Annotated in this window: 16 protein-coding genes; 3 read left to right on the top strand and 13 right to left on the bottom strand. The window is 63.4% G+C overall.

Going from position 1 to position 12,590, the window contains the following annotated elements; all coding sequences use genetic code 11:
• Positions 1-3: 3 nt before the first annotated feature.
• From NKJ93_RS09580 to NKJ93_RS09630, 11 genes are all read right to left on the bottom strand, one after another.
• Complete coding sequence (locus tag NKJ93_RS09580; RefSeq protein WP_352588737.1) at positions 4-678, bottom strand: response regulator transcription factor; 675 nt, start codon at positions 676-678, stop codon at positions 4-6.
• A 299-nt stretch (positions 679-977) separates the two neighbouring features.
• On the bottom strand, positions 978-2,534 hold the full coding sequence (locus NKJ93_RS09585; protein ID WP_352481893.1) for a Do family serine endopeptidase: 1,557 nt from the start codon (positions 2,532-2,534) through the stop codon (positions 978-980).
• Between the two features lie 116 nt (positions 2,535-2,650).
• Positions 2,651-3,118 (bottom strand): cytochrome c-type biogenesis protein, encoded by a 468-nt coding sequence (locus NKJ93_RS09590; RefSeq protein WP_352588740.1) that lies wholly within the window; start codon positions 3,116-3,118, stop codon positions 2,651-2,653.
• On the bottom strand, positions 3,115-5,103 hold the full coding sequence (locus NKJ93_RS09595) for a heme lyase CcmF/NrfE family subunit (RefSeq protein ID WP_023718385.1): 1,989 nt from the start codon (positions 5,101-5,103) through the stop codon (positions 3,115-3,117). The genes NKJ93_RS09590 and NKJ93_RS09595 overlap by 4 nt, the downstream gene beginning before the upstream one ends.
• A 71-nt stretch (positions 5,104-5,174) precedes the next feature.
• Positions 5,175-5,618, bottom strand: coding sequence for a cytochrome c maturation protein CcmE (gene ccmE / locus NKJ93_RS09600; protein WP_023718386.1), 444 nt, complete (start codon positions 5,616-5,618; stop codon positions 5,175-5,177).
• A gap of 3 nt (positions 5,619-5,621) precedes the next feature.
• Positions 5,622-6,752, bottom strand: coding sequence for a c-type cytochrome biogenesis protein CcmI (ccmI, locus tag NKJ93_RS09605; protein ID WP_352588743.1), 1,131 nt, complete (start codon positions 6,750-6,752; stop codon positions 5,622-5,624).
• A gap of 117 nt (positions 6,753-6,869) precedes the next feature.
• A complete protein-coding gene (locus NKJ93_RS09610) occupies positions 6,870-7,304 on the bottom strand; it encodes an RT0821/Lpp0805 family surface protein (RefSeq protein WP_023718388.1) in 435 nt (144 codons plus the stop codon).
• Between the two features lie 109 nt (positions 7,305-7,413).
• Positions 7,414-8,826, bottom strand: coding sequence for an ATP-binding protein (locus NKJ93_RS09615; protein WP_352494883.1), 1,413 nt, complete (start codon positions 8,824-8,826; stop codon positions 7,414-7,416).
• A 10-nt stretch (positions 8,827-8,836) separates the two neighbouring features.
• Positions 8,837-9,502, bottom strand: coding sequence for a response regulator transcription factor (locus NKJ93_RS09620; RefSeq protein ID WP_352588745.1), 666 nt, complete (start codon positions 9,500-9,502; stop codon positions 8,837-8,839).
• Between the two features lie 64 nt (positions 9,503-9,566).
• Positions 9,567-9,866 (bottom strand): hypothetical protein, encoded by a 300-nt coding sequence (locus NKJ93_RS09625; RefSeq protein ID WP_352588748.1) that lies wholly within the window; start codon positions 9,864-9,866, stop codon positions 9,567-9,569.
• 398 nt (positions 9,867-10,264) lie between these two features.
• Positions 10,265-10,675: a DUF3168 domain-containing protein gene (locus NKJ93_RS09630; protein ID WP_023718393.1), complete on the bottom strand. Its 411-nt coding sequence runs from the start codon at positions 10,673-10,675 to the stop codon at positions 10,265-10,267.
• A 266-nt stretch (positions 10,676-10,941) separates the two neighbouring features.
• Between NKJ93_RS09630 and NKJ93_RS09635 the strand changes: the two genes are divergently transcribed.
• Positions 10,942-11,157, top strand: coding sequence for a hypothetical protein (locus tag NKJ93_RS09635; RefSeq protein WP_352588751.1), 216 nt, complete (start codon positions 10,942-10,944; stop codon positions 11,155-11,157).
• Between the two features lie 44 nt (positions 11,158-11,201).
• Positions 11,202-11,426 (top strand): hypothetical protein, encoded by a 225-nt coding sequence (locus tag NKJ93_RS09640; RefSeq protein ID WP_031193831.1) that lies wholly within the window; start codon positions 11,202-11,204, stop codon positions 11,424-11,426.
• Here the strand turns inward: NKJ93_RS09640 and NKJ93_RS09645 are convergent.
• Positions 11,423-11,689 carry a DUF1488 family protein gene (locus tag NKJ93_RS09645; RefSeq protein ID WP_023718394.1) on the bottom strand — a complete coding sequence of 89 codons (267 nt, stop codon included), beginning with the start codon at positions 11,687-11,689 and terminating at the stop codon, positions 11,423-11,425. The genes NKJ93_RS09640 and NKJ93_RS09645 overlap by 4 nt on opposite strands.
• Entirely contained in the window at positions 11,686-11,958 is a 273-nt protein-coding gene (locus NKJ93_RS09650; RefSeq protein ID WP_023718395.1) for a hypothetical protein, read from the bottom strand. The genes NKJ93_RS09645 and NKJ93_RS09650 overlap by 4 nt, the downstream gene beginning before the upstream one ends.
• Before the next feature lie 243 nt (positions 11,959-12,201).
• Between NKJ93_RS09650 and NKJ93_RS09655 the strand changes: the two genes are divergently transcribed.
• Positions 12,202-12,540: a co-chaperone GroES gene (locus NKJ93_RS09655; protein WP_352588754.1), complete on the top strand. Its 339-nt coding sequence runs from the start codon at positions 12,202-12,204 to the stop codon at positions 12,538-12,540.
• Positions 12,541-12,590: the final 50 nt, after the last annotated feature.

The raw sequence follows: 12,590 nt of genomic DNA on the forward strand, positions 1-12,590 counted from the left end.
GTTCTAGCCGCTTTTCAGCATATAGCCGGCGCCGCGAACCGTGTGCAGGATCGGCTTGTCGAAGCCCTTCTCAATCTTGCCGCGCAGCCGCGAGATATGAACGTCGATGACGTTGGTCTGCGGATCGAAATGGTAGTCCCAGACGTTCTCGAGCAGCATGGTGCGCGTCACTACCTGGCCGGCATGGCGCATCAAATATTCGAGCAGGCGGAACTCGCGCAGCTGTAGCGTTATCTCGCGCCCAGCGCGCCGCACCGAATGCGACAGCCGGTCGAGTTCGAGATCACCGACCCGGTAGACGGTTTCTGCCTCCCTGGCGCTGGCGCGGCGGTTCAGCACCTCGACGCGGGCGAGCAGTTCGGAAAAGGCGTAGGGCTTGGTCAGATAGTCGTCGCCGCCGGCACGCAGACCGGTGACCCGGTCGTCGACTTCGCCGAGCGCCGACAGGATCAGCACGGGCGTCGTATTGCCTCTGGACCTGAGCCCGGCAATGACGGACAGGCCGTCGCGGCGCGGCATCATGCGGTCGACGACCATGACGTCATAGTCGCCGGAATCAGCGAGTGCGAAGCCGGTTTCGCCGTCTCCGGCGACATGGGCGGTATGGCCGGCCTCGGCGAACGCCTTCTGCAGGTAGTCGGCCGCCTCGCGATCGTCTTCTATGACGAGAATCTTCATAGAACCGTTATACGCGATTTCGCTGGAAGATTGAGTGGCCGGCATATGCATCGTGGCCGTCTCCATGGCGTATCGCGAACAAGGTGATTCAGGGATACGCGGTAAGTCTTTGTTTTAGCATGCCGTAGCCTAAACCGCTTCACGCTTTGAGCGGCATGTTCGAGCGGCAGCGGGCGATCGGAAGCCCGCTGCCGCTGGGGCGGAACACGATGACTGACTAACGTATTCAGGCCCCGTGCTTTCCCGTGCGGCGGCTCGGGGGTGTGAAAACCGCCGCACCGGAAAAGTCGAGCCGGTCGTCAGCCCTTGGCGACAGGCAGCGCGACGAAGCGGTTGCTGTCGTCGCGGGTGATCTGCATCAGCACCGCCTTGCGTCCGGACTTCACCGCGTCGGCCATCGCCTTGTCGATGTCGCCGGTGCCGGTCACTTCCGTCGAATTGACGGAGGTGATGACGTCACCGGGCTGGATGCCGCGATCGGCGGCATCGCTGTCGGGGTCGACATCGGTCACCACAAGACCCTTGCCATTGTCGGACTTGGTGACGGTCAGGCCGAGATCGGCCAGCGTGTCGGTCTTCGGCGCGGGTGCAGGCTGCTGGTCGGCCGAGGCCTGCTTGTCGCTCGACGGCAGCTTGCCGAGATCGACCTTGACCGCCTCGCTCTTACCGTTGCGCCACACCGTGACATCGACCGATTTGCCGGGCGGGTAAGCGCCGATCAGACGGGCGAGTTCCTTCGGCGAAGCAACGTCCTTGCCGTCCACCTGAGTGATCACGTCACCGGCAGTGATGCCGGCCTTCTTGCCGGGACTGTTGTCCTGCGCGCTGGCAACGAGCGCGCCCTTGCCGGACCCAAGGCCAAGCGACTCGGCGATTTCGGGCGTGACCGGCTGGATTTCGACGCCGAGCCAGCCGCGCTGGACTGTGCCGTTCTTCATCAGATCCTGCACGACCTGCTTGGCGGTCGAAGCGGGAATATCGAAGGCAATGCCGACGCTGCCGCCTGACGGCGAGAAAATCGCGGTGTTGATGCCGACGACCTGGCCGTTGAGATTGAAGGTCGGGCCGCCCGAATTGCCGCGGTTCACCGAGGCGTCGATCTGGATGAAGTCGTCATAGGGACCGGCGCCGATATCGCGGCCGCGGGCCGAAACTATGCCTGCGGTAACCGTGCCGCCGAGGCCGAACGGATTGCCTACCGCCACCACCCAGTCGCCGACGCGAACCTTGGAATCATCGGCGAAGTCGACATAGGTGAACTTGCTGCCATCATTGACCTTGAGCACGGCAAGGTCGGTGCGCGGATCGGTGCCGATCAGCTTGGCGTCGAGTTCCTTGCCGTCATTGGTCACCACGGTGAAGGCGGTGCCTTCCTCGACGACATGGTTGTTGGTGACGAGATAGCCGTCATCGGAGATGAAGAAGCCCGACCCTTGCGCCACCGGCCGCGGCTGGTCGTTGTTGCGGTCACGGTGCCCAAAACGGCGCATTCCGTTCGGACCCTGGTCGCCGCCTTGGTCGCCAAAGCCGCGGAATTCGCGGAAGAACCGGCGCAGCTGCGGATTGTCGGGAAGATTGCCTAGGCCGTCCTCGTCGTCCATCTGGCCGGAACCGTCATCGGCCGTCGACTGGATCTTGGCCTTGACGCGCACGCTGACGACCGCCGGCGAAACGCGCTCGACCACATCGGCGAAGCTCGGGACCTGCGGTGCCTCGACACGCACGGCGTCGGCCAGAACCGGGGCTGTCCCGGTAGCAACAGCACCAAAGCCGATCGCGCCGGCAATGGCCAGGGATGCGGCTGCGGCCAGCAGGCGTTTGCGGGTGCGAAGATATGAATTGGGGGCAACATTCATGGTTCTCGTATCCTCTTTTCAAGGGACGCCCCTTGATTGGCATCCTCGACAAAGGAAATAGAGAACCGCACATTACGGCGCCATTTCCGGTACATGAAACTTTCGTAATGTTAGGATCAATCGCGGCGGAGTATCGCGTCCAGCGCCGCCTTCTCGTCCGCGGTCAGGGCATTGGTCGCCGTCGAGCGGCGCGAGCGGGCGGCCAGCAGGATGAACGTCCCGCCAACGAGCAGCAGAAGAACTGGCGTCCCCCAGAGCAAGGCGTTGCGCAGATTGAAGCGTGGCTTCAGCAGCACGAATTCGCCGTAGCGCGAAACGACATAGTCCATCACCTGCCGGTCGGTATCGCCGGCGACCAGGCGCTGGCGCACAAGGATGCGCAGGTCACGGGCAAGGTCGGCATCGGACTCGTCGATCGACTGATTCTGGCAGACCATGCAGCGCAAGCCTTCCGACAAAGCGCGCGCCCTCGCCTCGAGCGCCGGGTCGGCGAGCACCTCGTCGGGCTTGACCGCCTGCGCGGCGCCGGCGAACAACAGCGCCAGCAAGAGGACCAGCGAGGCCAGCGTGACCCTTTGGCTCATGGCGGGCTCGCCGATGGCACGGCGCCCGCCGGCTTGCGGGACGACGGCGCGCCGACACGCAGGCGGCGGTCGAGCAGCGACATCGCCGCACCCGCCATCATCACCAGGCCGCCACCCCAGATCAGCGTCACCAGCGGCTTCCACCACAGACGAACGACTACAGAGCCGTCGCTGGCCTCGTCGCCAAGCGAGAGATAGAGCTGGCTGAAGCCGATCGTGCTGATGCCGGATTCGGTCGTTGTCATCTGGCGCACCGGGTATGAGCGCTTGGCTGAGGTGATCTCGCCAGCGATGCTGCCGTCAGCGCCAAGCAGGGCGAAGCGGCCGCGATCCTCGCTGTAGTTAGGCCCCTGGGCCGGGTAGAGCCCCTCGAAGCGCAGGGTGTGGCCGGACAGTTCGACTGTATCGCCGGCATGCATCGACAGGATTTTTTCGGTGCCGAAGCAAAGCGTGCCGACAATGCCGAGCGTCGTCAGGCCGAGGCCGAGATGCGCAAGCGCGGTGCCGAAGACCGAGCGCGGCAGGCCGGCGAAGCGCCTGAGCACGGTGGCGGGCGCGACGGTGCCGAAGCCGGATTTGACGGCGAGATCGGTGAACGCGCCGCAGATCAGCCAGAAGGCAAGGCCGACACCGAGTGCCGCCAACACCGAAGCGCCATCGATGAACAGGGCGGTCACCAGCACGGCGAGCAGCGCCGCCGCGAAAGCCGCCATCAGGCGTTGGGCGACCGCGAAAATGTCGCCGCGCTTCCAGGCGAGCAGTGGCCCGAACGGCACGACGACCAGCAGCGGCACCATCAGCGGGCCGAATGTCAGGTTGAAGAACGGCGCGCCGACAGAAATCTTGTCGGCCGAAAGCGCTTCGACTACGAGCGGGTAGAGCGTGCCGACCAGCACGGTGGCGGTGGCGGTGGTCAGGAACAGATTGTTGAGGACCAGCGCGCCTTCGCGCGAGATCGGGTGAAACAGGCCGCCGGCCGTCAGCCGGGAGGCGCGCAAGGCAAACAGCGCCAGCGAGCCGCCAATGAACAGCGTCAGGATGCAGAGGATGAAAACGCCGCGCGTCGGATCGGTGGCGAAGGCGTGGACTGAGGTCAGCACGCCGGAGCGCACCAGGAAGGTGCCGAGCAGCGACAGCGAGAAGGTCAGGATCGCCAGCAGCAGCGTCCAGATCTTCAGCGCCGAGCGCTTTTCCATGACAATCGCCGAATGCAGCAGCGCCGTGCCCGCCAGCCACGGCATGAAGGACGCGTTCTCGACCGGATCCCAGAACCAGAAGCCGCCCCAGCCGAGCTCGTAGTAGGCCCAGTAGGAGCCCATGGCGATGCCGCCGGTGAGGAACATCCAGGCGACCAGCGTCCACGGCCGCACCCAGCGCGCCCACGATGCGTCGATGCGGCCCTCGATGAGGGCGGCGACCGAGAAGGAAAAGCATATCGAAAAGCCGACATAGCCGAGATAGAGCAGCGGCGGATGGATGGCGAGGCCGAGATCCTGCAGGATCGGATTGAGATCGCGGCCCTCGATGGGCGCCGGATTGAGCCTGACGAACGGGTTCGACGTCGTCAGGATGAACAGCAAGAAAGTAGCACCGATCGCTCCCTGCACCGCAAGCACATTGGCCCGGAGCGTCGCCGGAAGATTGCCGCCGAAGACGGCGACAAGCGCGCCGAAGAAGGTCAGGATCAGCACCCAGAGCAGCATCGAACCTTCGTGATTGCCCCAAGTGCCGGTGATCTTGTAGATCAGCGGCTGCAGCGAATGCGAGTTCTCCCAGACGCTCTCCACCGAAAAGTCGGAGCCTGCATACGCGGTCGCCAGCGCCACGAAGGACAGCGCTGTCAAGGCAAAGCCGGTCAGCGCGGCGGGTGCGCCGACGGCCATCATCTTGTGGTTGCCGGTGCGCGCACCGAACAGCGGCACCACCGTCTGCACCAGGGCCAGCGCAAACGCCAGGACCAGGGCGAAATGTCCGGTTTCAACCATTGTCGCCGCGCTCGCCAGGTTTTGCCGCAGGTTCTTGCCGCAAAACCGTGGAACACTTTTGCGGAACCTCTCTAGTCACTCTTGCTCTCCTGCCAGACGCCCTTGGCCTTGAGGCCGTCGGCCACTTCCTTGGGCATATAGGTCTCATCATGCTTGGCGAGCACGCTGTCGGCGACAAAGATTCCGTCAGGGCCGAACGAGCCTTCGGTGATCACGCCCTGCCCTTCCCGGAAAAGGTCGGGAAGAATGCCGGTATAGGTAACCTTGACGTCCTTCTGGTTGTCGGTCACCGAAAAGGCGACGGTGGCGCCCTGGCTACGCTCTACTGTGCCTTTTTCGACGAGGCCGCCGAGCCTGATACGCTGGCCCGGCTGAAGGCTGGCGGTGGCCAGATCGGCCGGCATGTAGAAGTAGGAGGCCTTCTGGCCGAGCGCATAGAAGGTCAGCCCGGTGGCAACCCCGAGGAAGGCCAGCCCCGCAGCGATCACCGACAGTCGTTTCTGCTTGCGCGTCATCGTCTACTCCGTCGCCGTCACGCCGAGCGAGGCGGCAAAGGCGGTGAATTTCCTGGCCTGGTCGCTGTCCGCGCCAAAGACGGCGATACCGCGATTGAGTGCGTCACGCGCCTGATCTGTCTTGCCCAGCACGGCATAGGAACGAACGAGCTGCATCCACCCTTCCTCGTCGCGCGGATTTTGCCGAAGCTTTTCGTCGAGGCCGGCAACCATGGTGCTGATCATGGCTTGCCGGTCCTGCGGCGACATCGAGGAGGCAGCATCGATATCTTCGGCGCTCGGCCCTTTCGCGGGCGCCTCCGAAGCGACGTTGCGGGCGGCGGATTCAGCGAGCGCCTGCTCGACGGCGCCGCGCCACGGCGAGCCTTGCGGTAAGGCGGCGAGCATCTTTTGCCAGGCCGCCGTGGCTTCAGCTATGCGGCCTTCCTGTGCCATGGCCATGGCGAGATAGAACGTGGCCTTCGGGTTGGCCGGATCGAGCTTCAACGCCGCCTCGAACGCTGCCTGCGCATCGGCTGAGACAATGCCGCCGGCCGCATTGGCGATCGCCTCGCCAAGACCGGCCTGACGGGCGGCGCTGTCGCCGTCAAGGCGAATGGCATTGCGGTAGGCGGTTACCGCATCGGCGTATCGCTGCATGCGCAGATAGACCGGCGCCAGCACGTCCCAGCCGCGGCCATCGGACGGGTTGGCCGCAAGGTGCGCTTCGGCGCGTGCCACCAGCTCGTCCACCGAGCTGTCGGCGGGGTTCTTGGCCAGGCGTTCGCTGAGCGGCTGCGACGGCAGGTCGGGTGAGCCGAGCTGGCCGTAAAGGCCCCAGCTAACCAGCGGAACCACCAGCACGGCAGCGGTCGCCACCAGCCTTGTCGACCGCTGTGTCGCCGTCGTGCCGGCCGGGCCGGCATTGCTCAGGCGAAGGATGCGGCGGGCGATCTCGGCGCGCGCCTCTTCGGCCTCCATTGGCCGGATCAGGCCACGCGCCACGTCGCGGTCAAGCTCGGCCAATTGGTCGCGATAGACTTCAAGGTCGTGATCGCCGGCAGCGGACGTGTTCTTTGTTTCGCCCGCCAACGGCAGCAGCACCGCCAGGCTTGCGCCCAGCGTCAGGATTGCGGCTATGACCCAGAACAGCATGGCTCTTCCAATAGAACGAGACCCTTGCCCTGCCAACACAAGCGTGCTGCGACGCTTTGACGGGACCGCTCCGATCGATAGTGCCGGACCGGGATCGGTGTATCAACGGCCGGCGAGCTACGTCAGCGGGGTCCAGCTGCCGTCGGCATTGCGACAGGCGGTTCCGCGCGCGGTGGCGCCGGCAGCGCCGGTAAACACCGTATGGGTGTATTGCCGGCAGTCCTGCGAGCCGACGCGATAGGGCTGGGCGGCGACAACTTCGCCGCGATGGGCCGAACTGTCGCTCTTCCACGCCACCTTCTGGCCGCTCGCCGTATATTCAAGCGCCTTGTATTCCGCCTCGAGCGCGCTGCGCTTCTCGGTCTCGCTCAAGCCGGTGCCGATCGAGCCACCGACGAGGCCGCCGCCCATGGCGGCGATGATCGTCGTCGCGACCTTGGCGCCACTGGGAGGCGTGGCGGCCGGTGTCACCGTAACGGCTGGGCCCTTGCCGAGCGTCGTACAGCCGGAGACGGCGAGCAGGGCGGAAACGAGCGCGACGCGAATCTTCATGCCAATACCGGCTTTCTTGAGCTGGACCGCCGCGCTGTCAGCAGGCTGGCGCGGCCATAATGTCGATGTTTATCGGAAATTTGGCCGCAGCCAGCCGCCCGGAAAAGCATTACTGAAGGCTCCGCAATCGAACCACCGCCTTCAATCCACCCATGACGGATCGTTCCAGCGCCAGAACGCCTCCATACTCGTTGATAAGGTCGGCGACAATGGCAAGTCCGAGCCCGCTGCCGGGTTTTGTCTCGTCGAGACGCCGTCCGCGCTGCAATGCCTCGCGCGCCTTGTCTTCGGGAATGCCGGGGCCGTCATCCTCGATGGCTATCTCGAACAGATTGGCCGCCCCTTCCCTGCCGGCGATGGGCTTGACGGAAACGGCGACCGCGCTCCTTGCCCATTTCATCGCATTGTCGAGCAGATTGCCGAGCAGCTCCTCAAGGTCCTCACGTTCGCCGGCAAAGACGATGTCGGTGGCCGGCAGCGAGAGCGAGAGCGCGGTCCGCGGGTTGAGCTTCTGCAGCACGCGCACCATGCGCTGGACCAGCGGCGCCACCGGCGTGCGGTAAACGACGCTGTCGCGCTGCGCGGCAACGCGGGCACGTTGCAGATAGTGGTCGACCTGCTTCTGCATGGAAGCGGCCTGCTCGGCGATGAGCTGGCCCTTGGCGCCACCCAGCGCCCGCCCCTCGTTGAGCAGCACGGCCAGCGGCGTCTTCAGCGAGTGCGCGAGGTTGCCGACCTGCGTGCGCGACCGCTCGACGATACGCCTGTTGTTCTCGATCAGCGCATTCGTCTCGTTGGCGAGCGGCTCGATCTCAGCCGGGAAGCGGCCGTCGAGCCGTTGCGCAGTTCCTTCGCGCACCATGGCAAGGGCATTCCTGACCCGGCGCAGCGGCTGCAGGCCGAGCAGGATGGCGATTGCATTGATGGCGATCATGCCGACGCCGAACAGCGACAGATAGGTCAAAAGGCGCCGCTGGAAGGTGGCGATTTCCTGCTCGAGCTCGGTCTGGTTGCCCATGACACGGAAGCGCGCGGCGCGGTTTTTCGCATCGAGGACGAACTCGCTCTCGAACACCTCCAGTTGCTCGCCTTCGATGCCGTCCGCCGAATAACTGCGCTGGAAGCTGGCATTGAATGGCACCTCGGCAACGCTTGGCGACGGGATCGCCTTGCTCATCGACGACGAATGGAGATCGCCGTGCACGCCTTCCGAGGCGGGCTCGACCGACCAGTACCAGCCGGAATTCGGCTCCGAGAACCTCAAATCGCCAAGGTCGGGAGCGCCGGTCAATTGGCCGCTTTCGGAAACGCCGACCGAGCCGATCAGGTTGAACAGATGCGCCGAGAGCAGGCTGTCGAAACCGCGCTCGCTGGCCTGGCGATAGAGCGTGGTGATCAAGGTGAAGATGACGACCAGAGTGAGGATCGCCCAGACCGTGGAAAAGGCGATGACGCGAAACGCCAGCGAACGCGGCCATGACCGCAGCGACGGCGTGTTCGAGACGGCGGGTTTTGTAGGCAGCGGTTCCGCGTTACGCCTCCGGCTTACGCATGCGGTAGCCCATGCCGCGAACGGTTTCGATCATGTCGATGCCCATCTTCTTGCGAAGCCGTCCGACGAAGACCTCGATCGTATTGGAATCGCGGTCGAAATCCTGGTCGTAGAGATGCTCGACCAGCTCGGTCCGGGACACCACGTCGCCCATATGGTGCATCAAATAGGCAAGCAGGCGGAATTCATGCGAGGTCAGCTTCAGCGGAACACCATCGACGTCGGCCTTGGAGGCCTTGGTGTCGAGGCGCAGCGGTCCGCAGGTCAGCTCCGACGAGGCATGCCCGGCGGCACGCCGGATCAAGGCCCGCACCCTGGCCAGGATTTCCTCGATGTGGAAGGGTTTGGTGACGTAGTCGTCGGCGCCGGCGTCGATACCGGCAACCTTGTCGCTCCAGCGGTCGCGTGCCGTCAGGATCAGCACCGGCATCTTGCGGCCGCCACGGCGCCAGCGCTCGACCACGCTGATGCCGTCCATCTGCGGCAGGCCGATGTCGAGCACGACGGCATCGTAGGGCTCGGTGTCGCCGAGAAAGTGCCCTTCCTCGCCGTCGAAAGCACGATCGACGACATAGCCGGCATCGACCAGCGCGTCGCCGATCTGCCGGTTGAGATCCTTGTCATCTTCGACGACGAGTACGCGCATGCGGGAGGCCTGTTGAAGCTGTTCAGATATAGGCCGATTCCGGCAGACTGGGAAACGGCACGGTTCAGTTCAGCGGAACGACGATCTCCGAGCGACGCGGACGCTGCCCTTCTTTGCCCGGAACCAGCACGACGATGACGCAGACCGGCTGGCCGCCGCGTGTCGACTGCGAGGCCTTGGCCAGGGTGCCGCCATTCTGCTCGGCCACCTGCTGGCCGATCGCATAGCAGTCGGAGGCGGCGAGGACGACCGGCTGGGGCTGCTCGGGCACGACAACGGGGATCGCCATCGCCTGCGACGCAAGCAGACCGGCGGCTGAGAGCGCCAGTGCCGCGGTCCGGAAGTGGGAGCGAAGGATGTTCATGGTCAGCGTTCTAACGCGCCGGTGCTGAACGTGATATGAACGGTGAACGCTCGAATGCATGCCCGCCACACCCCTGAAGCGCGAGATTACCGGATTGCCATTTCGCCGCCCGTCTCGCGAAATCGCCAAAGTTTAACCTAGCCCTCCGATCCTTCGCCGACAACCGGCATCATTTGGCGGAGAAGGCAATTGCTTCAGGTGTGCGCCGACTTCGACAATCGATCCGGGACAATCGATCCGGCAACCGAAGGCAGGTTCAGGCGAACCGACCTGAAACAAAAAAACCCGCTCGGCGGCGGGTTGTTGGCGCCAATCAACACCATAGTGAAATTAGTAGCATAGCTGCCGGCACAAAGCAAGAACAAAATTGCCCGATTCTTACGGAAAGTGCCCGGCGGTCAGCCCTCATCCTCGATCATGGCGCGGAAACGCAGCAGCCCGTGATGGGCCGAAAGGTCCTCGTCGTAGCGGGCTTCGGCGAATTCGAGCTTGAGATAGGCGCGGCGATGTTCGCCAAGCGAGAGTGCCGCATCTCGCAAGCGGGCGCTGACCAGGTCCATGATGTCGAGCGTTTCCTTGCTGGCCTCGGACTTCGACCAGACATGCAGCGTCAGCAACTGCTCGGCGTTGTTCTCCGTGCCCGTAGCCCAGTCGTAAACGCTGGTGCGGCCGAAGGTCATGTGGGGAAACGCAACATTTTCCGGTGCACGGTCGAACAATCTTGCGTCGCCCAGTGCCGCCGATAAATCGGGATCGCCATTCACTGCCTCGAATATGGCCTTCTGCAATTCGACGGGTGGCGCGGTCATTGTCTTTCCCCTCGCCCGTCGCGTCGACCTCCCTGCTGCGTAGCTGCGTTGCATGGCGGCATCCCGGCAAAGCGCGAATCAGCGCGTCTCATACGGATTATGAACCTTCATGATCTCGGGAATAAGCCCTGCTACTGGAACCCGCGACGCCGCGGCCTTTCGCGTCACGGACGCCCTTGAGGGTGACGCGAATTCATTTGGCGTGCAGGGCGTTCGAAGAACGATGCTATGAAGATTCTGGTTTCCAAACATTCGAGGTCGTTTTCGTGCGCGAGCCATCGCTGCTGCCTGTTTTCGGAAAGCTTGGGGTCAGGGCGCGGCCGGTCGCGATTGCGGCGCCGACCATGTCGATGACCATCAAGAATTTGGTCAACCGCACTCGGGAGCTGCTCTCGGCGCACGGTAGCCTGGCCCTGAAGCTGTTCGTCGTTTTGTGGACGGTGCTTATCCTGGCGGCAATATTCTTCGTCGCCCAAGCCTGACCGAGCGACATTCATCGATCGGGCGGAAACTAAAGGATGCCAAGATGGCAAACCGCTACGCGCTGCGTATGGAACGTCCTCACAGCTGGACCGTCTTCTACGTCTTCACCGGCCAGCCTGTCGAGCTCAAGCAGCAATCCATGGTCGGCATGAACACGTGCGATGCGCACGCGATGGTCGATCGGCTGAACAGTCGTGACATCGCGGCGGATGCAGGCGGACCGGAAGCCCCGAGAAAGCGTCTTGTGGACGGATCGCGACGGATCTAGCGAAAATCGGCCGCAGTCAGCACATATATGCTCCTGCGGGTGCGGGCATAGGCATTCCTGGCGACATCGTGGATCGAGCTGGAAGCCGTGTCGAAGGCCGCCAGATAGGTAGCTTCCGAGGCCGCCGTTCCCGGCTGCACTTTGGAGATGGCATCGGTTGCGACAGAGAAGGAAATCTGGAACATGCCGTCATGGCCGACGAAGCGGATGCGTTTGCTTGCCTCGTCGTAGCTGCGGCTGGGATTGGGAAATGTCAGGCTCATGATTTGGCCTCCGTCGATGCGGATACGGCCTGCTTGACTGTCCGCGCCGCCCGCTTCTTCTTTGGGGCGACCGGATTCAGAGCTGCCGCCGCGCGATCCGCCTCTTCCTTGGCCAGTCGCAATTCCCTCAGTCTTGCCGTTTTGATCGCCCTGGCCTTGGCCTCCGAGAGATATTCGGCAGTTGCCTTGTTCCGCTCCGCCGTTTTCTTTTGATTTTCCATGAAGCGAGCCTGAGCTTTTTCCATGATGTTCTGATTGCCTTCGGCCATCGGTAAAATCTCCCTTGCAGCGAAAGTCGTGAATGTGAACTTCACCATAAAATAGGTGTTCAAAGACAGAAATTCAATTTCATTAATATTCGGCAATGCCCGAACACCAAGGGATAGCCGGGCAAAATAATTCATTCAATATTTGACATACCCCATGAATATTTTTTGGCACTCCTATCAATCGAGTGCCAAGGCGCCTATAGAGAGGGGCGGCCGCCTAAGCCGGCCCCAGAAAGAGTCCCCATGAAATTCCGGCCACTCCACGATCGCGTCGTCATTCGGCGCGCCGAAAGCGACACCAAATCCAAGGGCGGCATCATCATCCCCGACAATGCCAAGGAAAAACCGCAGGAAGGCGAAGTGATCGCCGTCGGGCCGGGCGCGCGGGACGAAAGCGGCGCGCTGATGGCGCTCGACGTCAAGGCCGGCGACCTCATCCTGTTCGGCAAATGGTCCGGCACCGAGGTCAAGATAGACGGCGAGGACCTTCTGATCATGAAGGAGGCCGACATCATGGGCATCATCGAGAAGAGCGAGATGGGCATCATCGACAAAACCGTGGCTGCCAAGAAGGCCGCCTGACTGGAATGCCGCGCGCCCTGCCGGGCGCGCAAAGGATGCTCCAAGCTTTG

Origin of the sequence: Mesorhizobium sp. M0028, from assembly GCF_040323855.1 — a bacterium.
In the GTDB taxonomy this organism is placed as follows: Bacteria; Pseudomonadota; Alphaproteobacteria; order Rhizobiales; family Rhizobiaceae; genus Mesorhizobium.